The sequence below is a fragment of the Nocardioides sp. genome (genome assembly GCF_036503465.1).
GTDB lineage: Bacteria > Actinomycetota > Actinomycetes > Propionibacteriales > Nocardioidaceae > Nocardioides.
Genome location: NZ_DASXWU010000096.1, coordinates 119,600 through 146,048, shown reverse-complemented (window position 1 = coordinate 146,048; position 26,449 = coordinate 119,600). Strand labels below are relative to the sequence as shown.

Genomic DNA, 26,449 nt, shown 5'->3' with positions numbered 1-26,449 from the left:
GGCCACCAGTAGCGGTTCACGGCGTCCTGGGCCATCGCCCGCTGCGCCGGTGAGCCGTGCGAGAGCGTGTGCAGGATCTCGAAGCCCTGCCGCTGGTGGAACGACTCCTCCTTGCACACGCGCACCATCGCGCGGGCGTAGGGCCCGTAGGAGCAGCGGCACAGCGGCACCTGGTTGGTGATCGCGGCGCCGTCGACCAGCCAGCCGATCGCGCCGACGTCGGCCCAGGTGAGCGTCGGGTAGTTGAAGATCGAGGAGTACTTCTGCCGGCCGGAGTGCAGCTGGTCGACCAGGTCGGCCCGGTCGACGCCCAGCGTCTCGGCCGCGGCGTACAGGTAGAGACCGTGCCCGGCCTCGTCCTGCACCTTGGCCATCAGGATCGCCTTGCGGCGCAGGCTCGGCGCGCGGCTGATCCAGTTGCCCTCGGGCTGCATCCCGATGATCTCGGAGTGGGCGTGCTGGGCGATCTGCCGGACCAGGCTCTTGCGGTACGCCTCGGGCATGTCGTCGCGGGGCTCGACGCGGCCCTCCTCGGCGAGCAGCGCGGTGAACGCCTCCGGGTCGTGCTGCTCCGCTGCATGCTGCGCCTCGGTGGCGAAGTCGCTGCCGTACACGCTGCCTACGGTACCAGCGATATGACACTTTTCTGCAGTCATGCCGATGCGGTGTAACACCAGCCACGCTGCCACCATGGAGCGGTGAGCAGCCCCACCGCCGATGTCTCCGTCCGCGTCGCCTGGGCGGACGACGCCGAGGCCATCGCCGCGATCCAGGCCCGCGCCTGGGCGACGTCGTACGCCGGGCTGGTGCCGGCCGCGCGTGAGCTGCGGGAGGCGGACTTCGCCCAGCTGTGGCGCGACGCCCTGACAAGCCCGGCCGACGCGCGGCACCGCGCCCTGGTCGCGCTCGAGCGCAACCGGGTCGTCGGGTTCGCGATCACCACGCCCGCGACGGATCCCGACTGCGACCAGGTGACCGACGGGGAGCTCATGGAGCTCACCGTCGACGCAGGTGAGCGCGGCAAGGGCCACGGCTCCCGGCTGCTCCAGGCCGCCGCCGACACGATGGTCGCCGACCGCTTCACCCGCGCAGTGACCTGGCTGGTGGCCGACGACGACGAGCTGCGGACCTTCCTCACCGACGCCGGCTGGGCACCGGACACGGCGCACCGGACTCTCGACCTCGACGGCACCGGCACCACCCAGGTCAAGCAGGTGCGGCTGCACACCGCCCTCGGCTGACTCCCCGGGTCCGGTCCGCGATCTCCTCTTGGTTTTCGCCTCGCCGAGGGCCACCATGGATGCCCCGGCCCCGACAGGAGGCGCTCGATGTTCGGACCACTGCCGTTGCTGCATCGGATCGTGGTGGGTGCGATCAGTCTCTGCTTCGGCATCGTGGCCGGGATGTACATCGCGCACGCGACCCCGCTCCCGATCGCGATCGGAGGCGGCGCACTGGCCGGCGGGCTCCTCGGACTCGTCGCGGCGTACGTCCTTGTGCACAGCCCGAACGCGCAGGCCCGTCCGGTGCGTGTGACGCGCCGCCGCTGACTTCTCAGGTCCCCGTAGGGTCGGCGCGTGGAGCGCCGGTCGATCGTCCGTGACAGCCTCGGCGTCGGCATCGCGACGGGTCTGTACGGCGTGTCGTTCGGTGCCGTCTCGGTGGCCGCCGGGCTCTCGGTCCCGCAGACCTGTGCCCTGTCGCTGGTGATGTTCACCGGAGCCTCGCAGTTCGCGTTCGTCGGGGTCGCCGCGGCAGGTGGCGCGCCACTGTCCGGTGCGCTGGCGGCGCTGATGCTGGGCACCCGGAACACGCTCTACGGGCTCAAGCTGGCGCCGTTGCTGGAGTTCCGGGGGTGGCGCCGGGTCGCGACGGCCCAGGTGGTGATCGACGAGTCGACCGCCATGTCGGTGACCCGCACGTCCCGCGAGGCGGCCCGGACCGGTTTCCTCACCACCGGCGTCTCGGTCTTCGTCCTCTGGAACCTCTTCACCCTGGTCGGCGCCGTCGCCGGCAACCTGATCGGCGACCCCCGCACCTACGGTCTGGACGCCGCGGTCGGCGGCGCGTTCCTCGCCCTGCTCTGGCCGAGGCTGGCCGACCCTCGCAACCGGGTGATCGCGGTCTGCGCGGCGGCGGTCGCCCTGGGCGTCGTACCGATCACCGCGGCGGGCGTACCGGTGCTCGTCGCCGGCGGCGTCGCCCTGCTGGCCGGCCTGCTCACCCGGACGGCCACCGACGCGACGGAGCTGCCCGGACGATGACCTGGCTGGCGATCCTCGGCGCCGGCGTCGGCTGCTACCTCCTCAAGCTCGCCGGCGTCTCCCTTCCTGCCCGCGTGCTCGAACATCCGGCGGTCGAGCGTGTCGCGGACCTGATCCCGGTCGCGCTCCTCGCCGCCCTCGTCGCGGTCCAGGTGTTCGCCGACGGCACCCGGCTGACCATCGATGCCCGGGCCGCCGGCCTCGCCGCAGCCGTCGTCGCCCTGCTGCTGCGCGCGCCGTTCCTGGTCGTGGTGTTCGTGGCCGCCGCCACCGCGGCTCTGCTGCGGCTCGCCTTCCCGGGCTGGTGATCAGTCCAGGTCGAGCAGGTGCTCGAGGCCGACGGTCAGGCCGGGGCGATCGCGTACGGCGTGCACCGCCACCAGCACGCCCGGGACGAACGAAGCGCGGTCCATGGAGTCGTGCCGGATGGTGAGGGTCTCGCCCGGTCCGCCGAGCAGCACCTCCTGGTGTGCGACCAACCCCCGCGCGCGGAGCGAGTGGACGTGGATGCCGTCGACGTCGGCGCCCCGGGCGCCATCGAGACCCGTCGAGGTGGCGTCGGGGACGGCGTCGAGGCCGGCCTCGCGCCGGGCGGCCGCCACCATCTCCGCCGTACGCCGTGACGTACCGCTGGGTGCGTCCGCCTTGTCGGGGTGGTGCATCTCCACGATCTCGACGGACTCGTAGAACGGGGACGCCACGGCTGCGAAGCGCATCATCAGGACGGCACCGACCGAGAAGTTCGGGGCGACCACGACGCCGACGTCCGGCGCCTCGGCTAGGGCGTCACGCAGGGAGTCGAGGCGGGCCCGGTCGAAGCCGGTCGTCCCGACCACGCAGTGGAGTCCCCGGCCGATGCACCAGCGGAGGTTGTCCATGACCACGTCGGGGCGCGTGAAGTCGACGACCACGTCGGCCAGGGCGAGCGAGTCGAGCGGGTCGGCCGAGCCGATCGCAGCCACCAGCTTCAGGTCTGCGGCGCGCTCGACCGCGCGGCACACCTCGGACCCCACCCGGCCCCGGGCCCCCAGCACGCCGACCTTGATCGTCACGCGCCCAACGCTAGTGCCCCGGGCGTCGGCGTCTCGCGATCTGGCAGTCTGAGGCCATGCCAGTCCAGCAGGTCCCCCCGCGGATGATCTGGGCCGTCGAGCTGATGGACCCGCAGCCGGGCGACAACATCCTCGAGATCGGATGCGGCCCGGGCTACGGCGCCGAGCTGATCTGCCAGCGACTCACGACCGGCAAGCTCTTCGCGATCGACCGGTCGGAGTCCGGCGTCGACCGCACCCGCAGGCGCAACCAGAAGTACGTCGACGCCGGCCGGCTGACCGTGCGTCAGATCGACCTGGCGACGCTGCGTGTCCCGGTGAAGCGGCTCAACAAGGTCTTCGCCTTCAACGTGAACCTCTTCTGGGTCCGCCAGTGTGCCGACGAGGTGGCGCTTCTCCACGAGCGCGTGCTGCCCGGCGGCGCGGTCTACCTCTACTTCGACGCGACGCAGCCCGAGCTCGTGCCCAACATCGTCCGCAAGGCGTCGGCGGCGCTGACCGAGGGCGGGTTCCGGGTCTCCGTCGCCGACCAGAAGGCACCGCCGGTCGTGGCCATCATCGGCCGCAGATAGGGCGGAGGTGGGGCGCCTTGCGAGCAAGCTCGCAGCGGCGTTCGCTGCGGCCGTTCCGCCCCGGCTGGCGCCGGGGCGGAACGTCCTCGCTCAGACCTTGACCGCGTCCAGGACGGACATGACCTCCTCGGGCGTCGCCGCCGTACGCAAGGCCTCGACCTGCTCGGAGTCGCTGAAGATCTTCGCTATCCGCGAGAGGAGGGCGAGGTGGTCATCGCCCGCACCCGCGATCCCCACGACGAACTCCGCCGGCTTGCCGTTCCACTCGACCGGATCGGCGTACCGCACGAAGGACATGGCGGTACGGCGGATCGAGGGCTTGGCCTCGTTCGTGCCGTGCGGGATGGCCAGGCCGTTGCCCATGAACGTCGAGACCGACGCCTCGCGAGCGTGCATCGATGCCACGTAGCTCTCGTCGACCGCCCCTGCGGCCACGAGCAACCGGCCGGCCTCGTCGATCGCGTCGTCGCGAGACCTCGCCCGGCCGTCGAGGACGATCGAGCTCGCCGCCAGGACCGCGCCCGAGGGTTCCTCGACGAGCGGGACGGGCTCGGACGACGGGCCGGATCCATTGGCGTTCGCCTGACCGATCAGCTCCACGATCTCGTCGTACCGCGGGCTGGCCATGAAGTTGTCGACCGCGACGTGCACGGCGGACGGCGTCTTCTGGGATGCGCGCTCGGCGAGGTCCTGGTGGCTGACCACCAGGTCGAAGGTGTCGGTGAGGTCGGAGATCGCCTTGTTGACGACGGTCACGGTGTCGTGGCCGGCGGTCTTGATCTTCTGGCGCAGGACCGAGGCGCCCATCGCCGACGAGCCCATGCCCGCGTCGCAGGCGAAGACGATCGAGTGGATCGCGGACGACCGGGTGCCCGCCAGGGCGCCGGCCACCGAGGACTTCTTCCCCTTGTTCGCCTCCATCTGCGCCGTCGCGGCCATCAGGTCGCCGTCGTCCTTCCGGTCGATCTTCAGCAGGAACGACGCGACCAGGAACGAGACCGTGGCGGCGAGGATCACCGACAGGGTCACCCCGACCAGGCTTCCCGGAGGTGCGGCGATCCAGACGGCGATGATGGAGCCCGGCGAGGCTGGAGAGCGGAGCCCGGAGTTGAACAGGACGTTCGTGGCCACGCCGGTCATCCCGCCCAGGATGCAGGCGACGACCAGGCGGGGCTTCATCAGGACGTACGGGAAGTAGATCTCGTGGATGCCTCCGATGAAGTGGATCAGGATCGCGCCGGGCGCGGAGGCCTTGGCCACGCCCTTGCCGAACACCCAGAACGCCAGCAGGATGCCGAGGCCGGGACCGGGGTTGGCCTCGAGCAGGAACAGCACCGACTTGCCGTTCTGCTGCGCCTGGTCCAGACCCAGCGGGGTCAGCACGCCGTGGTTGACCGCGTTGTTGAGGAAGAGGATCTTGGCCGGCTCGATGAAGACCGAGGTGAGCGGCAGCAGGTGGTGGTGGACGAGGTACTCCACGACGTTGGACGCGATCGTGCTGAACCAGTCGACGAAGCGGGCAGCCACGCCGAACCCGAAGAGGGCGAGAATCATCCCCCAGATGCCGGCGGAGAAGTTGTTGACCAGCATCTCGAAGCCGGGCCGGATCTTGTGCGACCACAGCGCGTCGAGCTTCTTCATGCTCCAGCCGCCGAGGGGGCCCATGACCATCGCGCCCATGAACATCGGGACGCTCGCCCCGGCGATCGCGCCGAAGGTGGCGATGGCCCCCACCACACCGCCCCGGATCGTGTTGTCGTACATCATCCGGCCGCCCGTGTAGCCGATGAGCAGCGGCAGGAGGTAGGTGATCATCGGGCCGACGATTCCCGCGCTGGTGTGCAGCGGCGTCCCGTCCGGAGCGGTCCACCCGCCCAGCACGGACACGAAGCCGTAGTGGTGGACGGCGGTGGAGAAGCCGAAGATCTTGTCGCCGATCAGGGCGATCCAGCCGGTCTGGATGAACAGGGCCGTGATCAGGCCCCAGGCGATGAACGCCCCGATGTTGGGCAGGACCATGTTGGACAAGAAGGTGCCGAACTGCTGCACCCGCACGCGGGCCCCTGCGCGGGCCGGGGGAATGGCGGTGGAGGCCATCTGGGGTTCCTCTCTACGTCGCTGGGGACGTGACGCCTGTCACGACCCCGATGCCGGTAGTCTGCAACACATACGGGCACGTTGCCAAGTATTCGGGCAGGATTTTTGTGCCCGTTAGTGTGGTTTTTGGTATCCTCACGCCCACCCACCGTTGAAAGGACCACGGCACCCATGAAGGCCTTGCGCTTCTACGCTCCCGAGGACGTCCGGCTCGAGGACGTGCCCGAGCCCGACTGCGGCCCCGACGAGGTCAAGCTGCACGTGCGCAACTGCTCGACCTGCGGCACCGACGTGAAGATCTTCCACAACGGCCACCAGAACCTCACACCCCCACGCACGATCGGGCACGAGATCGCCGGTGAGGTCGTGGAGGTCGGCGCGGAGGTGAACGCGACGTACGGCAGCGACTGGAGGGTCGGCGACCGCGCCCAGGTGATCGCCGCGGTGCCGTGCGGCGAGTGCTACGAGTGCCGCAAGGGCTGGATGGCGGTCTGTGCGAACCAGACCTCGGTCGGCTACCAGTACGACGGCGGGTTCGCCGAGTACATGACCGTGCCGCGCCAGGTGCTCAAGGTCGACGGGCTCAACCGCATCCCCGACAACGTGGGGTACGACGAGGCCTCGGCCGCCGAGCCGTTCGCCTGCGCGATCAACGCCCAGGAGCTGCTCGGCATCGAGCCCGGCGACACCGTCGTCGTGTTCGGCGCCGGCCCGATCGGGTGCATGCACATCCGGATCGCTCGCGGGGTCCACGAGTGCGGCCCGGTCTACCTGGTCGACGTGAACGCCGAGCGGCTGAAGATGTCGGCCGAGGCGGTGCAGCCGGAGGAGACCATCGACGCCTCCGAGGTCGACGTGGTCGAGCGGGTGATGGAGCTGACCGGCGGCCGCGGCGCCGATGTGGTCATCACCGCCACCGCCGCCAACGTCACCCAGGAGCAGGCGATCTCGATGGCCGCCCGCAACGGCCGGATCTCCTTCTTCGGCGGCCTGCCGAAGACCAACCCGACCATCACCTGCGACTCCAACCTGGTGCACTACCGCCAGCTGCACATCCACGGCGCCAACGGCTCGGCTCCCGAGCACAACAAGCGAGCGCTGGAGTACATCTCCACCGGTCAGGTCCCGGTCAAGGACCTGATCACCCGCCACATCCCCCTCGACGACGTGCTCTCGGCGTTCGACATCGTCAAGAACGGCGAGGCCATTAAAGTAACCGTCGAGCCATAGCCGACGAAGTCGGCACTGGCTCATGGACGGGGAGGGTCACCAGGTCTCGGCTCGCAGAGCTAGCTCCTCGACCACCGGGGGTCAGCGCGGGCCGACGACGGCCAGGATCTCCGGCTGGGAGAACAGCTCGGCGGCCAGGACGCGCACGTCCTCGAGCGTGACCGCGTCGATGCGGGCCAGCACCTCGTCGATGCTGAGCAGCTCATCGTCGACCAGCTCGGACTTGCCGAGCCGTGTCATCCGGGACGCGGAGTCCTCGAGCCCGAGGACCAGCCCGCCCTTGAGCTGCCCCTTGCCGCGGGTGAGCTCCTCGGCGTCGATGCCGTCCTGGGCGATCTTGGCGAGCTCGGCCCGGACCACGTCGAGGACCTGCTCGAGCTTGTTCGGCAGGCAGCCCACCGAGACGCCGACCAGGCCGGCGTCGACGTGCTGGCTGGCGAAGGAGAAGACCGAGTAGGCCAGGCCGCGCTTCTCGCGCACCTCCTGGAAGAGGCGGCTCGACGTACCGCCTCCGAGCGCGGCGTTCAGGACGCCGAGGGCGAACCGTCGGTCGTCGGAGCGGGTCAGGCCCTGGACGCCGAGCACGATGTTGACCTGCTCGAACTGCCGGGTTGCCTCGGCGATGCCGGTGCCGACCTTGCGCGGCGTGGCCGTCTGGCGCTGCGCGATGGGTGCCGCGGTGCCGGCCAGGAAGTCGCGGCGCGAGAAGGCAGCGCGCACCATCCGGACCACCTTGGCGTGGTCGATGTTGCCGGCGACGGAGACGACCATGCGCTCCGGCCGGTAGTGGCGCTTGTAGAAGCGACGGATCTGGTCGCGGGTCATCGCCTCGATCGAGGCGACGGTGCCGGCGATCGGGCGGCCGAGGGAGGAGTCACCCCAGGCCAACGACGAGAAGAGGTTGTGGGCGACGTCGTCGGGGTCGTCGTCGTGCATGGCGATCTCGTCGAGGATCACGTCGCGCTCGGCGTCGACGTCCTCGTCGGTGATCAGCGACGAGGTCACCATGTCGCCGAGCACGTCGACCGCCAGCGGGAGGTCCTGGTCGAGGACCCGCGCGTGGAAACAGGTGTACTCCTTGGCGGTGAAGGCGTTGAACTCACCGCCGACCGCGTCGAGGGCGATCGAGATGTCGAGGGCCGACCGCTCCGGAGTCCCTTTGAAGAGCAGGTGCTCGAGGAAGTGTGAGCACCCGTGCAGGGCCGGTGACTCGTCGCGCGACCCGACGCCGACCCAGACCCCGATCGTGGCCGAGCGCTGCGCGGGCACCTGCTCGGAGATGATCCGCATCCCGCTGGGCAGGACGGTACGACGAACCACGCCGCCGTCCTCCTTCAGCAGCGTGCGCGTCGTACCCGACGGCTTCGGCGTGGCGCCCGCCAGCTGGGTAACCGACGACCGGCCGGCAGCGGGCTGCCGGCCGGTCGTCGTGGTTGCCTGGTGGGTCACGGGGTCACTCGGTGACCTGGGAGGCGGCCTCGGTCGACTCCGGGGCGGCCGGCTCGGGAGTCTCGTCACCCGTGTCCGAGCCGGGGGACTCCTCCTCGACGACCGGGACCAGGGACAGCTTGCCGCGGTCGTCGATCTCGGCGATCTGCACCTGGATCTTCTGGCCGACGGAAACCACGTCCTCGACGTTCTCGACCCGCTTGCCGCCCACCAGAGCCCGGAGCTTGGTGATGTGGAGCAGGCCGTCCTTGCCCGGCAGCAGGGAGACGAACGCACCGAAGTTGGTGGTCTTCACGACCGTCCCGAGGTAGCGCTCGCCGACCTCGGGCATGGTCGGGTTGGCGATCGCGTTGACCGCAGCGCGCGCGGCCTCGGCCGCCTCGCCGTTGGTCGCCCCGATGTAGACCGTGCCGTCGTCCTCGATCGACAGGCTCGCGCCGGTGTCGTCCTGGATCTGGTTGATCACCTTGCCCTTGGGGCCGATGACCTCGCCGATCTTGTCGACCGGCACCCGGATGCTGATGATCCGCGGCGCGTGCGGCGACATCTCCTCCGGACCGGCGATGGCCTCGGCCATCACGTCCAGGATCGTCAGCCGCGCGTCGCGGGCCTGGGTCAGCGCACGGGCGAGGACCTCGGCCGGGATGCCGTCGAGCTTGGTGTCGAGCTGCAGCGCGGTGACGAACTCGCGCGTGCCGGCGACCTTGAAGTCCATGTCGCCGAAGGCGTCCTCGGCGCCGAGGATGTCGGTGATGGCGACGTACTTCGTCTCACCGTCGACCTCACCGGAGATCAGGCCCATCGCGATGCCCGCGACCGGAGCCCGCAGCGGGACGCCGGCGTTGAGCAGCGACATCGTGGACGCGCAGACCGAGCCCATCGAGGTCGAGCCGTTGGAGCCCATCGCCTCCGACACCTGCCGGATCGCGTAGGGGAACTCCTCCTTGGTGGGCAGCACCGGGACGAGGGCCCGGCCGGCGAGGGCGCCGTGGCCGATCTCGCGGCGCTTCGGCGAGCCGACGCGGCCGGTCTCACCGGTGGAGTACGGCGGGAAGTTGTAGTTGTGCAGGTAGCGGCGCTCGGTCTCCGGGGAGAGCGTGTCGAGCTTCTGCACCATCGTCAGCATGTTCAGCGTGGTGACGCCCAGGATCTGGGTCTCGCCGCGCTCGAACAGCGCCGAGCCGTGCACCCGCGGGACCACGCCGACCTCGGCGTGCAGCGGGCGGATGTCGGCGAGGCCACGGCCGTCGATGCGGATCTGGTCGGTCAGCACCCGCTGGCGCACCAGCGACTTGTTCAGCGACCGGAACGCCGCGCCGATCTCCTTCTCGCGGCCCTCGAAGTCCGGGCCGATCTTCTCCAGGAGGCCGGCCTTGATCTCGTCGAGACGGCCCTCGCGCTCCAGCTTGTCGCCGATGGTGAGCGCCTTGGCGGTGTCGTCCTTCACGGCGCCCTCGACGGCGGCGTACACGTCGTCGGAGTAGTCGAGGAAGACCGGGAACTCCTGCACCGGCTTCGCGGCCTGCTTGGCCAGCTCCTGCTGGGCCTCGCACAGCTGCTTGATGAAGACCTTGGCGGCCTCCATGCCCTCGGCGACGACTTCCTCGGTCGGGGCCTGCGTGCCGGACTGGACGAGGTCCCAGGTCGACTCGGTCGACTCGGCCTCGACCATCATGATCGCGACGTCACCGGTGTCGGTGACGCGCCCGGCGATCACCATGTCGAAGACGGCGTTCTCGAGCTGGCTGTGGGTGGGGAAGCCCACCCACTGGCCCTCGACCAGGGCGACCCGGACGCCTCCGACCGGGCCGGAGAATGGCAGGCCGGACAGCTGGGTCGACGCCGAGGCGGCGTTGATCGCGAGCACGTCGTACGGCGTGTCGGGGTCGAGCGCCAGGACGGTGATGACGACCTGGACCTCGTTGCGCAGGCCCTTGGTGAAGGTCGGGCGCAGCGGGCGGTCGATCAGGCGGCAGGTGAGGATGGCGTCCTCGCTGGGACGGCCCTCGCGGCGGAAGAACGAGCCGGGAATCCGGCCCGCAGCGTACATCCGCTCCTCCACGTCGATGGTGAGCGGGAAGAAGTCGAACTGGTCCTTGGGCTGCTTGCCGGCGGTGGTGGCCGACAGCAGCATCGTCTCGTCGTCGAGGTACGCCGTGACGGAGCCGGCGGCCTGCCGGGCGAGGAGCCCGGCCTCGAACTTGACGGTGCGCTGGCCGAAGCGACCGTTGTCGATCACGGTCTCGACGGCGGAAATGGTGGTCTCAGACATGGGCTCTCGTGCCCTGTCCTTTCTCTTCGCGGAGCGACCCCGCGAACGCCCGCAGCTCGGTCTCCACTCATCTGTGGGGAGAGTCCGGCCGGTCTTCGATCGAGACCCGCGGCCGGCGCTCTCCCTCGTCAACAGGGTGGAGCACCGTCCGAAGATCACTACCGAGGACCGGGCCGACGTGTGCGGGCCGCTCCTGGTTCGGTTGCGTGTTCAATTATGACTCGACCCTAGCGGCCGATCGATCCGGCCAGTTCCATTCACGGGCCGGAACATGGAAGGAGCGGCCACCCCGGAGGGGAGCCGCTCCGCGAGGTCACCGGCGCAGGCCGAGACGCTCGATGATCGAGCGGTAACGCTCGATGTCGGTCTTGTTCAGGTAGTTCAGCAGCCGGCGCCGCTGACCCACGAGCAGCAGCAGACCACGACGGGTGTGGTGGTCGTGCTTGTGCTCCTTGAGGTGCTCGGTCAGGTGGCTGATGCGGTGGCTGAGCAGCGCGATCTGCACCTCGGGCGAGCCGGTGTCGCCCTCCTTCGTCGCGTACTGCGCGATGATCTTCTTCTTGGTCTCCGCGTCGGTACCGATCGACATGCGGGCTCCTCTCCCGGCCCCGGAGGGCACTGCTCGTTGCGCGGCGCGCCGGGGCCTGTTCACCCGGGCACTCTCGATCCGCGGCCGTTGCACGGCAACCGGACGAGATTATCAGCGCCCGGGGGCGTCGCCCAAAACGACGGGACGGGACGCCATTCGGCGCCCCGTCCCGGAAAAGCCCTGGTCAGGCGGGTCTCAGATCGGCGGCGGGTCGTTGCGGTGCCGCTGCTCCGTCGTGGTCTGGCTGCCGTCGGGGTGCGTCGTGGTCGAGACCGTCCGCGCACTGCGGCCGCGGTTGGTCGTCACCGCCGTCAGCACGATCACGAGCACGCCGGCGAGGACGAGGATCCAGCCGATCAACGTCAGGTCGACGCCGCTGATGGCGTCCTGGACGGCGAGCGCGAGAATCAGGCCCAGCGCAAGCAGGAAGATGCCGAGTCCGTATCCCATGGGGTCAGTTCCCTTCCGGTCGGTCCGCCCGGGGGCGGGCGGTCGTCGCCCCCTCTGTTCCCCCCTCGCAAGCGGCCATGCGCCCTGTTCTCGGCACGCGGGCAGGGCTTCTACCGCCCAGGGGGCGACGCCTGCGGCAGTGACGGGACGGTTCATCACGCTGGGTGGTCGAACCCGCGCCTGGCAAGTGGAACTCACCTGGCCCAGCGCCCCTTCACCTACTCAGCGTGATGAACCCTCCACCCGGCCCAGGCGTCTCAGCCCCCCAGCACCCGGCGTACGGCGTCTCGAGCGGCCATCGGGTCGCTCGCGGAGAGGGCGGCCTCGGCGGCGTCCTCGCAGGTGTCCATCGACACGCCGGCCAACCGGGCGCCGACCGGTCGGACGGCCGCGGAGGCCATCGACAGCGACGTGATCCCCATCCCGACCAGCACGCAGGCGAGCAGGGGGTCGGCCGCCGCCTCGCCGCAGACGCCGACGGGCTTGCCGGACTGCCGTCCGGCCTCGGCGGTGATAGCGATCAGCTGCAGAACAGCCGGCTGCCAGGCGTCGGTGAGGTGGGCGAGGTCGGTGGCCATCCGGTCCGCGGCCATCGTGTACTGGGTCAGGTCGTTGGTGCCGATCGACAGGAAGTCGACGACCTCGAGCATCCGGTGCGCCAGTAGGGCCGCCGACGGCACCTCGACCATCACCCCGGGCTTGAGGCCCCGGGCGCGCACCGCGGACGCGAACTCGGAGGCCTCCGCCACCGTCGCCACCATCGGCGCCATCACCCAGGTCTCGGTGCCGGTCGTCCGGGCGGCAGCCGCGATCCCGTCGAGCTGGCGCACCAGCAGATCTGGGTTGCCGAAGGAGAGCCGGAGGCCGCGTACGCCGAGGGCGGGGTTCTCCTCGCCCTCGTGGGTCGCGAAGGCGACCGGCTTGTCGGAGCCGGCATCGAGAGTGCGGACCACCACGTACCGCTCGGAGAACGGCGCCAGCACCTCGCCGTAGATCGAGGCCTGCTCCTCGGAGGAGGGCTCGTCGGAGCGGTTGAGGAAGCAGAGCTCGGTGCGGAAGAGCCCCACGCCCTCCACCGGTCCCGAGGCCGCCCCCCGCGCCGACTCGCCGTCGGCGACGTTGGCCAGGATCTTCACCCGGGTGCCGTCCGCGGTCTCGCCCGGCCCGCCCCAACTCACCAGTGCCTCGCGCTCGGCCCGGTCGGCCTCGACCAGCTTTCGCGCGGTGTCGGGGTCGGGTGAGCTCTCGACGGTGCCTGCGACACCGTCGACGAGCACCGGCGCCCCTGCCGTCAGCGACATCGCGCCGGCCGTCCCGACCACGCAGGGGATCGCCAGCTGACGAGCGATGATCGCCGTGTGGCTGGTCGGGCCACCACGCTCGGTCACCAGTGCCACGATCACCGCCGGGTCGAGCGTCGCTGTGTCGGAGGGCGCCAGGTCCTCGGCCACCAGCACGGCCGGCTCCTCGGGCATCTGGACTCCCGGCTCGGGCTCGCCCACCAGGTGGGCGACGACTCGACGTTCGATGTCGCGGAGGTCCGTGACGCGCTCGGCCATCAGCCCGCCCATCGACGAGAACACCTGGACGAACTGCTCGACGCCCGCGTGCACCGCGGCGAGCACGTCGTCGCCCGATCTCAGGTGCTTGCGCACCGCGGAGCGGAGTCCCTTGTCCCGCGCGAGCCCTGCGCTCGCGGTGAGCACCTCCGCCGCGGCGTCCGACGCCTTGTCGGCGCGTCGCGCGAAGCCCTCGGCCACCGCCTCGGCGGCCTCGTCGTAGGCGGCGAGCGCGCGCTCCTCGTCGTACGCCGAGCCGTCGAAGCGAGCGATCGCCTCGGCCGAGACCTCGCCGCGCACGACCAGGGCCGGGGCGTAGGCGACGCCCGGGACGACCGGCGTGCCGTGCAGCGCGGAGGTTCGAGCCGTGGCGGCCGGCGGCGAAGCGCTCATGGCGACACGCTGCCACGCCCGGCTTGACAAGTCAACACGTTCGGGCGTAAAACCACACATACACAGACAGGGGAACCGCGTTGACGATGTACGCCGAGGAGCGCCAGCAGGCCATCGCCCGCCTGGTCAACCAGCGCGGCCGGATGTCGGTGAATCAGCTGGCCAGAGAATACGACGTCACGACCGAGACCGTGCGCCGCGATCTGTCGTCGCTGGAGCGCCTGGGACTGGTACGCCGCGTGCACGGCGGTGTGGTCCCCCCGGCGTCGCTGTCACTGATCGAGGCCGGGCTGCGCGAGCGCGACCACGTCAACACCGAGAGCAAGGAACGCATCGCGCGGGCGGCCATCGACCGGCTGCCGGCACCGGGAGGCACGATCCTGCTCGATGCGGGCACCACGACCAGCCGGCTCGCATCGCTGCTGCCTCCCGAGCACTCCCTCACCGTGATCACGCACGCCGTCCCGATCGCGGCCCGGCTCGCCGGCCACCGGCAGATCGACCTACGCCTCCTGCCCGGTCGCGTCCGGCGTACCACCCAGGCCGCGGTCGGCGCCGACACCGTGGCCGCGCTCTCCCATCTGCGGGTGGATGTCGCCTTCCTCGGCACCAACGGGATCACCGCCGAGCACGGGTTCACCACGCCGGATCCCGACGAGGCCGCCGTGAAGCGCGCGTTGATCGGGTGCGGGCGGCAGGTCGTGGTCGTCGCGGACGCCTCCAAGTTCGGAGTCGAGACCGCCGTCCGGTTCGCGGCAGCCGGCGAGATCGACGTAGTCGTGACCGACAGCGACGTCTCGGCGACGGACCGCCGGGCTCTCACCAAGGCCGGCGTCGAGGTCGTGATGGCATGACCAGCACTCCAGGACGTCCCTCGACCCCTCCGCTCGGCTCCCCCGCCGAACCACGCCCAGGGGAACCCGCATGATCGTCACGCTCACCGCCAACCCCAGCCTCGACCGCACGGTCAACCTGACCGCGCCGCTCGAGCGCGGCACCGTGCAGCGGGCGGAGTCCGTGACCTCCCAGGCCGGCGGGAAGGGCGTGAACATCTCCCGCGCGTGCGTCGCCGCCGACCTGCCCTCGATCGCCGTCCTGCCGGCCGCCAAGGACGACCCGTTCGTCCTCGAGCTCCTCGCCGCCGGGGTCGACTGCCGCCCCGTGGAGCACGAGGGCGACCTGCGCGTGAACATCACGATCACCGAGCCGGACGGCACCACCACCAAGCTCAACAGCCCCGGGCCCCAGGTCACGCCGCGTCTGCTCCAGGAGCTCGAGGAGGCGCTGGTGCGCCGCGCCGGCAGCGCCGACTGGACGGTGCTGGCCGGCTCGCTCCCTCCCGGCACGCCGCCCGAGTGGTACGCCGAGCTGGTCGCAGCCCTACGCGGTGCGGGCGCACGGGTGGCGGTCGACACCAGCGACGCACCGCTCAAGGCGCTGGTCGACGCGCTCCCGGCCAGCGCGCCCCACCTGATGAAGCCCAACGGCCACGAGCTCGCGTCGTTCACCGGCCACCAGGGCGAGGAGCTCGAGGCCGACCCCGCGGCGGCCGCCGAGGCGGCTCGTGACCTGGTCGCCCAGGGTGTCGAATCGGTACTCGTGACCCTCGGCCCCCATGGCGCCGTCCTCGTGACCGGCGAGGGCGCCTGGCACGCGACCCCTCCGCCCGTGACCGTGGTGAGCACGGTCGGGGCGGGCGACTCCAGCCTGTTCGGCTACCTCCTCGGGGACGTCACGGGACGTGCCCCCGACCATCGACTCGCGCTCGCCGTCGCCTACGGCAGCGCGGCCGCCGGCCTCCCCGGCACGACCATCCCCCACCCCCGGCAGGTACAGACGGACTTGGTTGACGTCACCCGCCTCGATTCCGCAGGAAGCTGACCATGTCCGACCTGATCACCAGCGCTCTCGTGCGCCTCGACACCGACCTCGGCGCCGAGAAGCACGACGTCATCCGCGCCCTGGCCCGCCTCGTGTCCGACGCCGGCCGCACCGACGACCCCGAGCAGCTCGCCGCCGATGCGATCGCCCGCGAGGGGACCGCCGCCACCGGTCTCCCCGGTGGGATCGCGATCCCGCACTGCCGCACGGCTGCCGTCGACGAGCCGACACTGGCCTTCGCGCGGCTGTCCCCGAAGGTGAACTTCGGCGCCAAGGACGGCGCCGCGGATCTCGCGTTCCTGATCGCCGCTCCCGCCGGAGGCGACGCCACGCACCTGCAGCTGCTCACGAAGCTGGCCCGGGCACTGGTGAAGCCTGAATTCACCGCCGGCCTCCGCAACGCGTCGAGCGAGCACGAGGTCGTCGCCCTGGTGATGGACGTCGTCGGCGACGCGCCCTCCCACCCCACCGCAGCGGCTCCGACGCAGACCGCGTCCTCCGGCGACAGGTCACTCGTCGCGGTGACCGCCTGCCCGACCGGCATCGCGCACACCTACATGGCAGCCGAGGCGCTCCAGGCCGCCGCCGCGAGAGCCGGCGTACCGATCTCCGTGGAGACCCAGGGCTCGGCCGGATCCAAGCCGCTGTCGCCCGCGACCATCGCGGCGGCGTCCGCGGTGATCTTCGCGGTCGACGTGGGCGTCCGCGACCGCGGCCGCTTCGCCGGCAAGCCGGTCGTGTCCTCGGGCGTGAAGCGCCCGATCGACGACGGCGACGCCATGGTCGCGGAAGCACTCCGGTACGCCGACGACCCCAACGCCCCACGAGTGGAGGGGACGGTCTCGGAGAGCACCGGTGGCGGAGGCGCCGAGGAGTCGTGGGGGGCACGGGTACGCCGGGTCCTGATGACCGGCGTGTCCTACATGATCCCGTTCGTCGCGGCCGGTGGCCTGCTGATCGCCCTGTCGTTCCTGTTCGGCGGCTACGAGATCGTCGGACCCTACGGCCAAGTCGCGGTCCACAGCACGCTGTTCAGCCTGCCCAGCGCCGACCAGCTCGGGCTCCACCACGCACTGTTCGGCTCGGGCTTCTTCGTCTACCTCGGCGCCCTGTTCTTCATCATCGGCAAGACGGCGTTCATGCTCTTCATCCCGGCGCTCGGCGGCTACATCGCCTATGCCATCGCCGACCGGCCCGGGATCGCGCCCGGCTTCGTGCTCGGCGGGCTGGCGGCGAACATCTTCAACGTCGCAGACTCCTCGGGCACCACCGTCCCGGTCACCGGATACCTCGGCGCCATCGTGGGTGGCGTCGTGGCCGGTCTGATCGCCCACTGGCTCGCCCAACGGGCGGTCCCCGCGTGGGGCCGCGGCCTGATGCCGGTGCTGGTGATCCCCTTCGTCACCTGCGTCCTCGGCGGTCTGCTCATGCTGATCGTCCTGGGCCGCCCGATCGCCTGGATCATGAACCACATCACCGACGGGCTGAACAACATGAGCGGCAGCAACGCCGTGGTGCTCGGCGTGGTCCTGGGGCTGATGATGGCCTTCGACATGGGCGGACCGCTCAACAAGGTGGCCTACAGCTTCGCCGTCGCCGGAGTCGGCACCGCCGCCGCGGCGTCCTCAAGCGCGCCCGAGCTGAAGGTGATGGCGGCGGTGATGCTGGCCGGGATGGTCCCGCCGATCGCCCTCGCCCTGGCCACCGTCGTCCGACCCGGGGTGTTCACCGTGGCCGAACGGGAGAACGGCAAGGCCGGGTGGCTGCTGGGAGCCTCGTTCATCACCGAGGGTGCGATCCCGTTCGCCGCAGCCGACCCGATCCGGGTGATCCCGTCGATCATGATCGGCAGCGCGGTCACCGGTGCTCTCAGCGAGGCGTTCAACGTCAGCATCCGGGCACCGCACGGTGGGATCTTCGTGCTCTTCGCCGTGCACAACATCCTCGGCTACGTGATCGCGCTGGCCGCCGGTGTGGTCGTCGGCGCCCTCGCGGTGGTCACCGCGAAGACCGTGTGGCGGGCCGACATCGACGTCGCGACCGTCTGACCCCGACCGTCAACCCAGAAGGAGACTCCATGCCCACCAAGTCCGTTGTCGTCGGCTCCGCAGTCGGCCTGCATGCCCGCCCCGCCGCGCTGATCTCCGAGGCAGCCGGCGAGCTCGACTCCGAGGTCCTGATCGGCGTCCCGGGCGGCGACCCCGTCGACGCGAGCTCGGCGTTGCTGATCATGACCCTCGGCGCCGGCAAGGGTGCCACGGTCGAGGTCTCCGGCGACAACGAGGCGGACGTGGACAAGATCGCCGCGCTCGTCGAGCAGGATCTCGACGCCTGATGCTCCCCTCCGGGTCGTCCGCCTGACCGGAGCTTCTAGCTTCCGCTCAGGCGGACGACCCAGAGCGGCGCCGGCTCGAGTCAGCCGTCCCCAACCCAGCAGCAAGCATCACCGCGACCGCGACTCCGCCGAGCCCCGGCCACGGAGACATCAAGGCCGAGATCACGCACCGACGAGCAGGGCCCGCCCGTAGACGGTTCGGCGCACGATGCGCAGCAAGAGCGCGCTCCCGAGCACCCCACCGGCGCCCCAGACCGCGTACAGCAGGCCAGGCCCGCCGTCACCGAGGCCCAGGTCGTCGATCGCGAGCGCGCCGAGCTGGACGTCGGTGGTCCCCTCCAGCAGGAGCAGTCCGAAGAACAGCGCGAAGGGTGCATACAGCGACGGCGTCGACACCACCGCCCGGACGCAGGCCAGCAGGCCGGAGTTGTCGATGTCGTCGCCGGCCTCGCTCGCCGGCGTGGCCGGGAGGCCGATCGCCAAGATCGTGGTCGCGGCGGCAAAGCCGGCCGCCACGCCATCACCCCACCCGTACCGGCCAGCCCGATCAGCGGGCCTCCGACACCGGCTCCAAGGAGAACCCGATGCTGTCGACTCCACCCTGTCCCTCTCGCCAGCCTGGTCATGACACCACGGCTCCCCCGGAGAGCTCCAGATCGGCGGCCAGGCGTCAGCCCCAGGCCGTGGCCAGTCGCCGGACGATCTCGGTCAGCCGTTCCGGGCTGGTGGCGATGTTGAGCCGCACGTGTCCGGTCAGTCCCGGCGCGTAGTCGTGCCCGGGCCCGAGCTTCACGCGCCCTCGCTCGAGAGCGACGGCGGCGGGGTCGTCGTGGCCGTGGGCGCGGGCGTCCAGCCAGGCCAGGTACGTCGCCTCCAGCGGCCGCATCCGCACGGCGGGAAGGTGCTCGGAGAGGAGCTCGCCGAGCAGGGTCCGGAGCTGGTCGAGACGCTCGACCAGCGATGCCAGCCAGGGGTCGCCGTCGGAGAACGCCGCGACCGCCGCCACCACTCCCAGCGGCGACCATGAGTCGTTGCGCGCCATCGGCTGACCCTCGAGGAGCCGTCGCGCCTCCGGGTCGGGGACCAGCAGCTGGGCGCAGCGCAGCCCGGCGGTGTTGAACGCCTTCGAGGCCGCGACGAGCGCGACCGCGTGGTCGTGCGTGCCCTCCAGGTCGAGGTACGACGTGTGTGCGGCGCCGGGGAGCACGAGCGGCGCGTGGATCTCGTCGGAGACGACCCGGGCGCCGTACCGCACCACGACGTCACGGATACCGGCGAGCTCGTCGCGACTGAAGACCCGACCCCAGGGGTTGTGCGGCTGTGTGAGCAGCAGGGTCCTCGCGCCGTTCGCGAACAAGGACTCGAGCTGGTCGAGGTCCACCTCGGCGCGGGCCGCGTCGGGATGGACGACCACGTCGACGCGCTTGCGACCGGTCAGCTCGGCGACGTCGAGCTGGGGGGAGTAGCCCGGCACCAGGAACACGACCGGACCGTCGTCGCTGAGCACGTCCAGCGCGACCCGGACGCCCGCCGTGACGTCCACGACGGGGTGGACCCACTCGGGCTCGACGCGGGAGCCGTAGTGCCGCCGGGCGAACCCGGCGTACGCCTCGCCGAGCTCCGCGGTGTACCCGAAGACGGGGTAGCCGGTCACGCCGTCGCCCACCGCGCGGCGCAGCGCCTCGTGCACGACCGGGTCGAGCGCGTAGTCCATCTCGGCGACCCACGCCGGGATGACGTCACCGGGCACCGTGCCCCACTTGAGGAGCAGCGCCCGGCGTGCCTCCTCGTCGGTGAGGTCGACGACCGGGCGCCGGGTGCTCGGCGGGGTCACTCGGGGCGTCCCAGCATCTCGCGCGCGCGGCGGACGTCGTCGTGCATCGTCTCGATCAGCTCCTCCACCCCGTCGAACCGCACCATGCCGCGGATCCTGTCGACGAACGACACCTCCACCTCCAGGTCGTAGAGCTCCAGGTCGCCCCGATCGAGCACGTACGACTCCACCCGGCGCTCACGCTCCCCGTCGAACGTCGGGTTGGTGCCGACGCTGATCGCCGCCGGGTAGCGCTCGCCGGTGTCCAGCCGCCGCAACCACCCGGCGTACACCCCGTCGGCGGGAGCCGCGGTCATCGTCCGGGTGGGCACGTTGGCGGTCGGGAACCCGAGCTCCCGCCCGCGCCGGTCGCCCCTCACCACCACGCCGCGGACCACGAAGGGGCGGCCCAGGGCCTCGGCCGCGCCCGCGACGTCTCCGGCGGCCAGGCAGGTGCGGACGTAGGTCGACGACCAGACCTGAGGACCGCCGTCGAGCGGTACGCCGACGGCCCGGAACCCGAGCCGCTCGCCGTTGGCGGTCAGCGTCGCGACGTCTCCGGCGGCCCTCGAGCCGTACCGGAAGTTGGCGCCGACGACCACCACGGACGCGTGCAGGACGTCCCCGAGCACGCGCTCGGCGAACTCCTCCGGGGTCCATGCGGCCATCTCGCGGTCGAACGGGAGCGCGAGCACGTCGTCCACGCCCGCCGCCGCCAGCAGCTCGGCGCGCGTCTCGATGTCGGTGATCGTGGTCGGCGCGTGGTCGGGCCGCAGCACCGCCATCGGGTGTGGGTCGAACGTCACGGCGACCACGCAGAGCCCGTCGGCGTCGGCCAGCGCGCGCGCCTCGCGCACGACGTGCTGATGACCCAGGTGCACGCCGTCGAAGTTCCCGATCACGACGGCTGTCCGAGATAGGTCGGCCGGGACGTCGTCCAGGGACCGCCAGATCTGCACGTCCGGCAGCCTAACGACGAGCCGGTCGTCGTACGCCGTGGCCCCGGCCGGCGGCGAGGTCAGACGAAGACGGCGACGGCTCGAGCGCCGATCTCGGCGGGCTCGTAGAGCGCGAGGAACTCGCCGTCCGGGGCGAACAGTGCCGTCGTCGCGTCCAGGGTGAGGTCGAGGCGACGCCCGACCCGGACGTCGGCGGCCTCCGGCTCGTCGAGGTCGAGCGCCGGGAACGACGTCCGCGCGGCCTCGGCGATGGGAGTCATCGTGAGTCGCTCGCCGAGCTCGTCGAGCGTGCGGGCGTCGGTGAGGGAGAAGGGCCCGACCGCCGTACGCCGGAGCTCGGTGAGGTGCCCCCCGACCCCGAGCACCTCGCCGAGGTCGCGGGCGATCGCGCGGACGTAGGTGCCGCTGGAGCAGCGGACCTCGATGCCGATGTCCGGCAGCCCGACGTCGATCACGTCGATCGCGTGGACGGTGACCCGGCGGGCGGGAAGGTCGACCTGCTCGCCGGCCCGGGCCCGGGCGTAGGCACGCCGGCCGCCCACCTTGACCGCCGAGACCGCGTTGGGCACCTGGTCGATCTCGCCCACGAAGGCCGCCAGCGCGTCCCGGACCCGCTCCTCGGTCAGCCCGTCGGTCGGCCGGGTCGCGACCACCTCGCCCTCGGCGTCATCGGTGGTCGTGGTGACCCCGAGCCGCAAGGTCGCGGCGTACCGCTTGTCGGTGAGGGTGAGGTGCCCGAGCAGCCGGGTGGCGCGATTGACCCCGAGCACGAGCACTCCCGTCGCCATCGGGTCGAGCGTGCCCGCGTGCCCGATCTTGCGCGTGCCGGTGAGACGTCGCACCCGGGAGACGACGTCGTGCGAGGTCATGCCGCCGGGCTTGTCGACGACGACCAGCCCGGACTCAGCAGTCACAGCGCCTCGTCTGCCTCGTCTGCCTCGTCCGCCTCGTCCTCGTCGAGCTCCCGGGGCTTCTTGTAGGGGTCGGCGTCGCCGGCGTACGACGTGCCGCGGCGTGCCGCGGTCTCCTCGTCCTGCGCCTTCGCCCGGGCCAGCACCTCGTCGAGGTGGCGGGCGCTCTCGGGCAGGGCGTCGTGGACGAAGGTGAGCGACGGCGCATGTCGCATGCCCAGCTGCTTGGCGACCTCCGACCGGAGCAGGCCCTTCGCCGACTCCAGCGCCGCCGCGGTGCTGGCGAGGTCGGTCTCCTCCCCCAGCACCGTGTAGAACACGGTGGCCTGCTGGGTGTCACCGGTGACGCGGACGTCGGTGACGGTGACGAACCCGAGTCGCGGGTCCTTGATGCGCCGCTCGAGCATCTCGGCGACGGTGACCTGGATCCGGTCCGCGATCTTCCGGATACGGGGGTTGGCCATGACTGCTCCTGTGTGGCGGCGGTTTCCCCGGTGGACCGGGGAACCATGACGTTCGCGGGCGAAGTTTCGCCCGAGAAGGTGCGGTTTCCCCGGTGAACCGGGGAAACCGCCCCCTCCCGATCAGGCCCTGGGAATCTCCCGCATCTCGAACGCCTCGACGATGTCGCCCTCCTTGATGTCCTGGTAGTTGCGCAGCACGAGCCCGCACTCGAAGCCCTCGCGGACCTCGGCGGCGTCGTCCTTCTCGCGCTTCAGCGACGCCAGGTCGAGGTTGTCCGCCACGACGGCGCCGTCGCGGATCAGTCGCACCTTCGCGTTGCGCCGGATCACACCGCTGGTGACCATGCAGCCCGCGATGTTGCCGACCCGCGACGAGCGGAAGATCGCGCGGATCTCCGCCTGGCCGAGCGTCGACTCCTCGAACTCCGGCTTGAGCATGCCCTTGAGCGCGGCCTCGATCTCCTCGATCGCCTGGTAGATGACCGAGTAGTAGCGGATCTCGACGCCTTCCTTGTCCGCCAGCTCGGTCGCCTTGCCCTGCGGCCGGACGTTGAAGCCGATGATGATCGCGTCGGACGCGGCGGCCAGCATGACGTTGGTCTCGGTGATCGCACCGACACCGCGGTCGATGACGCGCAGCGACACCTCGTCGCCGACGTCGATCTTGGCCAGCGAGTCCTCGAGCGCCTCGACCGAACCGGACACGTCGCCCTTGAGGATCAGCGTGAGCTCCTGGCTCTCGCCCTTCTCCATGGAGGCCATGAAGTCCTCGAGGGTACGGCGCACCCGGCGCTGGGCCTGCATCGCCGCCCGCTCACGCGCCTCGCGCTTCTCGGCGATCTGGCGGGCCACCCGGTCGTCCTCGACGACCAGGAAGTTCTGACCCGCACCGGGCACGGCCGAGAGACCGAGCACCATCGCCGGCTGCGCCGGGAGGGCCTCGTCCATCGGCTCGGCGTTCTCGTCGAGCAGCGCCCGCACCCGGCCGAAGGCCGGACCGGCGACGATCGAGTCACCGACCTGGAGCGTGCCGCGCTGGACCAGCACCGTCGCGACCGGGCCGCGGCCGCGGTCGAGGTGGGCCTCGACCACGAGACCCTGGGCGTCCTGGTCCGGGTTGGCGCGCAGGTCCAGCGACGCGTCAGCGGTCAGCACGATCGCCTCGAGCAGCTTGTCGAGGTTGAGCTCGGACTTGGCCGAGACGTCGACGAACATGGTGTCGCCGCCGTACTCCTCCGGCACCAGGCCGTACTCGGTGAGCTGGCCGCGGACCTTGGTCGGGTCGGCCTCTGGCTTGTCGATCTTGTTCACCGCGACCACGATCGGCACGTCGGCCGCCTTGGCGTGGTTGAGCGCCTCCACGGTCTGGGGCATCACGCCGTCGTCGGCGGCGACCACGAGGACCGCGATGTCCGACGACTGCGACCCGCGGGCACGCATGGCGGTGAACGCCTCGTGACCCGGGGTGTCGATGAACGTGATGGCCCGCTCCTGACCCTCGACGTCGGTGCTCACCTGGTAGGCACCGATGTGCTGGGTGATGCCGCCGGCCTCCTTGTCGACCACGTTGGCCGAGCGGAGGGCGTCGAGGAGCTTGGTCTTGCCGTGGTCGACGTGACCCATCACGGTCACGACCGGCGGACGTACGACGAGGTCGGACTCGTCGCCCTCGTCCTCGCCGAACTCGAGGTCGAAGGACTCGAGCAGCTCGCGGTCCTCGTCCTCGGGCGAGACGACCTGGACGACGTAGTTGAGCTCCTCACCGAGCAGCTCGAGCGTCTCGTCGTTCACCGACTCCGTCGCCGTCACCATCTCGCCGAGCGAGAACAGCATCTGCACCAGCGACGCGGCGTCGACGTTGATCTTCTCCGCGAAGTCGGTCAGCGAGGCCCCGCGAGCCAGGCGCACGGTCTCGCCGTTGCCCTTGCGGACGCGCACGCCACCGATCGTCGGCGCCTCCATCTGCTCGAACTCCTGGCGACGCGCCCGCTTCGACTTGCGGCCACGGCGCGAGGGACCGCCGGGGCGACCGAACGCACCCTGCGTCTGGCCGCGACCGCCGGGACGGCCACGTCCACCGAATGCCGGACCGCCGCCACGACCAGGAGCGCCGGCCCCCACACCGCCACGACTGGGCGCGCCGACGCCACCGCGGCCAGGGGCACCGCCCCGGGCGGGAGCACCGCCGCGACCCGGCGCACCACCGCGGCCGGGACCACCGGCCGGACCACCGGGCCCGCCGGGGCCGCGGTTGGCGCCGAAGGCGCCGGGGTTGCGGGCGATCATCGCCGGGTTGGGGCGCGGCATGCCGGGACGTCCACCGGCCGCCGGACGCGGCGGACGGCTCTCGTCCTCGTCGCTGTCGCGCGGCGCCGGTGCCGGACGACGACCCATCCCCTGGCTGGACGCGAACGGGTTGTTGCCCGGACGCGGCGTACCGGGCCGTGCGGCCGGTCGCGGGGCTCGCGGCGCAGGCGTCGGAGCCTTCGCCGCCGGGGCCTCGGGCTCGGCGGGCGGCTGTGCGGCCGCCGGCGCCTCGGTCTCGGCGGGCGCCGGGGCGGTCGCCTGTGGACCGGGCTTCGGCGCGGCAGGGGCCTCGGGCTCGGCCACGGCCGTGCCGTTGGACTCGGCGGTCGCCGGGGCGGAGGCCTTGGCGGCGGACTTCTTCGCCGCGGGAGCCTCGGCCGGCGCCTCAGCCGGCTCGGCCTTGGCCTTGGCGGCCAGGAGGGCGTCGCCGTAGGTCTTCTTGAACTTCATCTCGACGGGGAGCTCGATCGTCGAGGAAGCGCTCTTGACGAACTCGCCCATCTCCTTCAGCTTGTCGAGAACTTCCTTGCTCTCGATGCCGTAGGTCTTGGCGAGCTCGTGTACTCGGGTCTTGGCCACTGTTCTCCTTCTGGCCCAAGACCCCGTCCCTCATCGGGGGGTGACTCAGACCGTTGGTGGGTGCTGCAAACTCATCGGGAGGTACTCATCGAGTGCTCATGAGCTACTGCTCCAGTTCCTGGTCGGACGGTCGGTCTGTGCTGCCGGCGAGCGAGGCGAGGTACAACGCCACCGGGGCGCTGTCCAGTCCCGGCACGGTGACCCGGAGGGCCCTGCCGAACGCTCGACGGCGCACCGCGAGGTCGTAGCACGCGATCGTGGGGTGCAGGTGCGCCCCGCGGCCGGGCCGGGTGGCTGCCGGATCGGGCACCACGGCCGGTCGGCCGTCTGCGTCCGAGCCGGCGGTCACCCGCAACAACTCGCTCTTCGCGACCCGCTCACGACACCCGATGCACGTCCGGACCGGTCCGGAGACGGCCGTGGAGGCAGGGAAAACCGATGCGCGAGCCACTGTCCTCAACCCTACCGCGCGCCCCGGGTATTCCTCGAATGGGCGCTGCGGCGCCGGGCTGCACGCGCGGTTATCGTGCGCGGGTGCGGCCCCTCGCGGCTCTTCTCGCTCCCCTGTCACGTCGCCTGCTGTACCAGCGCGGCCCGACGCGGCTGCCCGCGGAGCGGACCGACCTGGAGCTGCGCGTCGACGGGGTCGCGGTGCGTGGCTGGGAGGTCAACCCGGGCCGCGAGCGGGCGCTGGTCTACTACGGCGGGAACGCCGAGGGGCTGGACTGGCTGGTGCCGGAGCTGGGCCCGCGCTTCCCCGACCACACGTCGTACCTGGTCGCCTATCGCGGGTACGGCGCCAGCGAGGGCTCGCCCGACGAGCACGTCCTCACCACCGATGCCCTCGCGGTGTTCGACCACGCCGCCGCCCGGCATCCCGGGCCGGTCCACGTGGTCGGGCGGAGTCTCGGGAGCGGCGTGGCGATCCAGGTCGCGGTACGCCGTCCGGTCGAGCGGCTCGTGCTGGTCACGCCGTTCGACAGCCTGGTCGCCACCGCGGCGGACCTGTACCCCCGGTTACCCGTCCGTCACCTGCTGCAGGACCGGTGGGACTCCGCGGCCGTAGCCGACCGTCTCCGGTCACGGGTCCTGGTCGTCCGCGCCGGGCATGACGACGTCGTCCGTCCGGCCCGCACCGACGCGCTCGTCGAGGTGCTGCCCACGGACACCGTGGTGCTGGACGTGCCCGGCGCCCGCCACGAGAACGTGCACGACGACCCGGCGTACTGGCCGGCGATCAAGGAGTTCCTGAGCTGACGCCGTCGGTCCGTCG

At 71.3% G+C, this 26,449-nt stretch carries 26 protein-coding genes; 11 read left to right on the top strand and 15 right to left on the bottom strand.

Annotation, left to right across the window (positions count from 1 at the left end; translation table 11 throughout):
- On the bottom strand, positions 1-614 hold a 614-nt coding region (gene paaA / locus VGK78_RS18495), incomplete at its 3' end, for a 1,2-phenylacetyl-CoA epoxidase subunit PaaA (RefSeq protein ID WP_331529198.1).
- Positions 615-698: 84 nt separating this feature from the next.
- Between paaA and VGK78_RS18490 the strand changes: the two genes are divergently transcribed.
- The 4 genes from VGK78_RS18490 to VGK78_RS18475 all read left to right on the top strand — a co-directional run bounded on the left by VGK78_RS18490 (position 699) and on the right by VGK78_RS18475 (position 2,572).
- A complete protein-coding gene (locus VGK78_RS18490; protein ID WP_331529197.1) occupies positions 699-1,241 on the top strand; it encodes a GNAT family N-acetyltransferase in 543 nt (180 codons plus the stop codon).
- 87 nt (positions 1,242-1,328) lie between these two features.
- On the top strand, positions 1,329-1,550 hold the full coding sequence (locus VGK78_RS18485) for a hypothetical protein (RefSeq protein WP_331529196.1): 222 nt from the start codon (positions 1,329-1,331) through the stop codon (positions 1,548-1,550).
- Between the two features lie 27 nt (positions 1,551-1,577).
- Complete coding sequence (locus tag VGK78_RS18480; protein WP_331529195.1) at positions 1,578-2,264, top strand: AzlC family ABC transporter permease; 687 nt, start codon at positions 1,578-1,580, stop codon at positions 2,262-2,264.
- Positions 2,261-2,572: an AzlD domain-containing protein gene (locus VGK78_RS18475; protein WP_331529194.1), complete on the top strand. Its 312-nt coding sequence runs from the start codon at positions 2,261-2,263 to the stop codon at positions 2,570-2,572. Before VGK78_RS18480 ends, VGK78_RS18475 begins: the two co-directional genes overlap by 4 nt.
- Here VGK78_RS18475 and dapB read toward each other — a convergent pair whose 3' ends face one another.
- On the bottom strand, positions 2,573-3,310 hold the full coding sequence (gene dapB / locus VGK78_RS18470) for a 4-hydroxy-tetrahydrodipicolinate reductase (protein WP_331529204.1): 738 nt from the start codon (positions 3,308-3,310) through the stop codon (positions 2,573-2,575).
- Between the two features lie 62 nt (positions 3,311-3,372).
- On the opposite strand from dapB, the gene VGK78_RS18465 reads away from it, so the two are divergent.
- Positions 3,373-3,888, top strand: coding sequence for a class I SAM-dependent methyltransferase (locus VGK78_RS18465; RefSeq protein WP_331529193.1), 516 nt, complete (start codon positions 3,373-3,375; stop codon positions 3,886-3,888).
- A gap of 90 nt (positions 3,889-3,978) precedes the next feature.
- Here VGK78_RS18465 and VGK78_RS18460 read toward each other — a convergent pair whose 3' ends face one another.
- Positions 3,979-5,985, bottom strand: coding sequence for a PTS mannitol transporter subunit IICBA (locus tag VGK78_RS18460; RefSeq protein WP_331529192.1), 2,007 nt, complete (start codon positions 5,983-5,985; stop codon positions 3,979-3,981).
- A gap of 171 nt (positions 5,986-6,156) precedes the next feature.
- On the opposite strand from VGK78_RS18460, the gene VGK78_RS18455 reads away from it, so the two are divergent.
- A complete protein-coding gene (locus VGK78_RS18455; protein ID WP_331529191.1) occupies positions 6,157-7,215 on the top strand; it encodes a zinc-dependent dehydrogenase in 1,059 nt (352 codons plus the stop codon).
- Positions 7,216-7,296: 81 nt separating this feature from the next.
- Here VGK78_RS18455 and VGK78_RS18450 read toward each other — a convergent pair whose 3' ends face one another.
- From VGK78_RS18450 to ptsP, 5 genes are all read right to left on the bottom strand, one after another.
- Positions 7,297-8,664 carry a pitrilysin family protein gene (locus VGK78_RS18450; protein ID WP_331529190.1) on the bottom strand — a complete coding sequence of 456 codons (1,368 nt, stop codon included), beginning with the start codon at positions 8,662-8,664 and terminating at the stop codon, positions 7,297-7,299.
- 4 nt (positions 8,665-8,668) lie between these two features.
- A complete protein-coding gene (locus VGK78_RS18445) occupies positions 8,669-10,936 on the bottom strand; it encodes a polyribonucleotide nucleotidyltransferase (protein ID WP_331529189.1) in 2,268 nt (755 codons plus the stop codon).
- 313 nt (positions 10,937-11,249) lie between these two features.
- Positions 11,250-11,525 (bottom strand): 30S ribosomal protein S15, encoded by a 276-nt coding sequence (rpsO, locus tag VGK78_RS18440; RefSeq protein ID WP_349257142.1) that lies wholly within the window; start codon positions 11,523-11,525, stop codon positions 11,250-11,252.
- Between the two features lie 195 nt (positions 11,526-11,720).
- Positions 11,721-11,975, bottom strand: coding sequence for a DUF6458 family protein (locus VGK78_RS18435; RefSeq protein WP_331529188.1), 255 nt, complete (start codon positions 11,973-11,975; stop codon positions 11,721-11,723).
- Positions 11,976-12,232: 257 nt separating this feature from the next.
- Positions 12,233-13,927, bottom strand: a complete 1,695-nt coding sequence (gene ptsP, locus VGK78_RS18430; protein ID WP_331529187.1) for a phosphoenolpyruvate--protein phosphotransferase — start codon at positions 13,925-13,927, stop codon at positions 12,233-12,235.
- 86 nt (positions 13,928-14,013) lie between these two features.
- Here ptsP and VGK78_RS18425 point away from each other — a divergent pair, with 86 nt between their 5' ends.
- The 4 genes from VGK78_RS18425 (at position 14,014) to VGK78_RS18410 (ending at position 18,143) form a co-directional block, all read left to right on the top strand.
- Complete coding sequence (locus tag VGK78_RS18425) at positions 14,014-14,781, top strand: DeoR/GlpR family DNA-binding transcription regulator (protein ID WP_331529202.1); 768 nt, start codon at positions 14,014-14,016, stop codon at positions 14,779-14,781.
- A gap of 70 nt (positions 14,782-14,851) precedes the next feature.
- Positions 14,852-15,808, top strand: coding sequence for a 1-phosphofructokinase (gene pfkB / locus VGK78_RS18420; protein WP_331529186.1), 957 nt, complete (start codon positions 14,852-14,854; stop codon positions 15,806-15,808).
- 2 nt (positions 15,809-15,810) lie between these two features.
- The gene (locus VGK78_RS18415) at positions 15,811-17,856 is read left to right on the top strand and encodes a fructose-specific PTS transporter subunit EIIC (protein WP_331529185.1); all 2,046 of its coding nucleotides are present in this window, start codon (positions 15,811-15,813) and stop codon (positions 17,854-17,856) included.
- Between the two features lie 29 nt (positions 17,857-17,885).
- The gene (locus VGK78_RS18410) at positions 17,886-18,143 is read left to right on the top strand and encodes an HPr family phosphocarrier protein (RefSeq protein ID WP_331529184.1); all 258 of its coding nucleotides are present in this window, start codon (positions 17,886-17,888) and stop codon (positions 18,141-18,143) included.
- A gap of 162 nt (positions 18,144-18,305) precedes the next feature.
- Here VGK78_RS18410 and VGK78_RS18405 read toward each other — a convergent pair whose 3' ends face one another.
- From VGK78_RS18405 to VGK78_RS18375, 7 genes are all read right to left on the bottom strand, one after another.
- Positions 18,306-18,659 carry a hypothetical protein gene (locus tag VGK78_RS18405; RefSeq protein ID WP_331529183.1) on the bottom strand — a complete coding sequence of 118 codons (354 nt, stop codon included), beginning with the start codon at positions 18,657-18,659 and terminating at the stop codon, positions 18,306-18,308.
- Positions 18,660-18,813: 154 nt separating this feature from the next.
- Entirely contained in the window at positions 18,814-19,977 is a 1,164-nt protein-coding gene (locus VGK78_RS18400) for a MalY/PatB family protein (protein WP_331529182.1), read from the bottom strand.
- Entirely contained in the window at positions 19,974-20,915 is a 942-nt protein-coding gene (locus VGK78_RS18395; protein WP_331529181.1) for a bifunctional riboflavin kinase/FAD synthetase, read from the bottom strand. Before VGK78_RS18395 ends, VGK78_RS18400 begins: the two co-directional genes overlap by 4 nt.
- A gap of 59 nt (positions 20,916-20,974) precedes the next feature.
- Positions 20,975-21,829 (bottom strand): tRNA pseudouridine(55) synthase TruB, encoded by an 855-nt coding sequence (gene truB, locus VGK78_RS18390; protein ID WP_331529180.1) that lies wholly within the window; start codon positions 21,827-21,829, stop codon positions 20,975-20,977.
- Positions 21,826-22,290, bottom strand: a complete 465-nt coding sequence (gene rbfA / locus VGK78_RS18385; RefSeq protein ID WP_331529179.1) for a 30S ribosome-binding factor RbfA — start codon at positions 22,288-22,290, stop codon at positions 21,826-21,828. The genes truB and rbfA overlap by 4 nt, the downstream gene beginning before the upstream one ends.
- 120 nt (positions 22,291-22,410) lie before the next feature.
- Positions 22,411-25,176, bottom strand: a complete 2,766-nt coding sequence (gene infB, locus VGK78_RS18380) for a translation initiation factor IF-2 (RefSeq protein ID WP_331529178.1) — start codon at positions 25,174-25,176, stop codon at positions 22,411-22,413.
- Positions 25,177-25,279: 103 nt separating this feature from the next.
- A complete protein-coding gene (locus VGK78_RS18375; RefSeq protein WP_331529177.1) occupies positions 25,280-25,627 on the bottom strand; it encodes a YlxR family protein in 348 nt (115 codons plus the stop codon).
- Between the two features lie 83 nt (positions 25,628-25,710).
- Between VGK78_RS18375 and VGK78_RS18370 the strand changes: the two genes are divergently transcribed.
- Complete coding sequence (locus VGK78_RS18370; RefSeq protein ID WP_331529176.1) at positions 25,711-26,433, top strand: alpha/beta hydrolase; 723 nt, start codon at positions 25,711-25,713, stop codon at positions 26,431-26,433.
- Positions 26,434-26,449 lie beyond the last annotated feature (16 nt).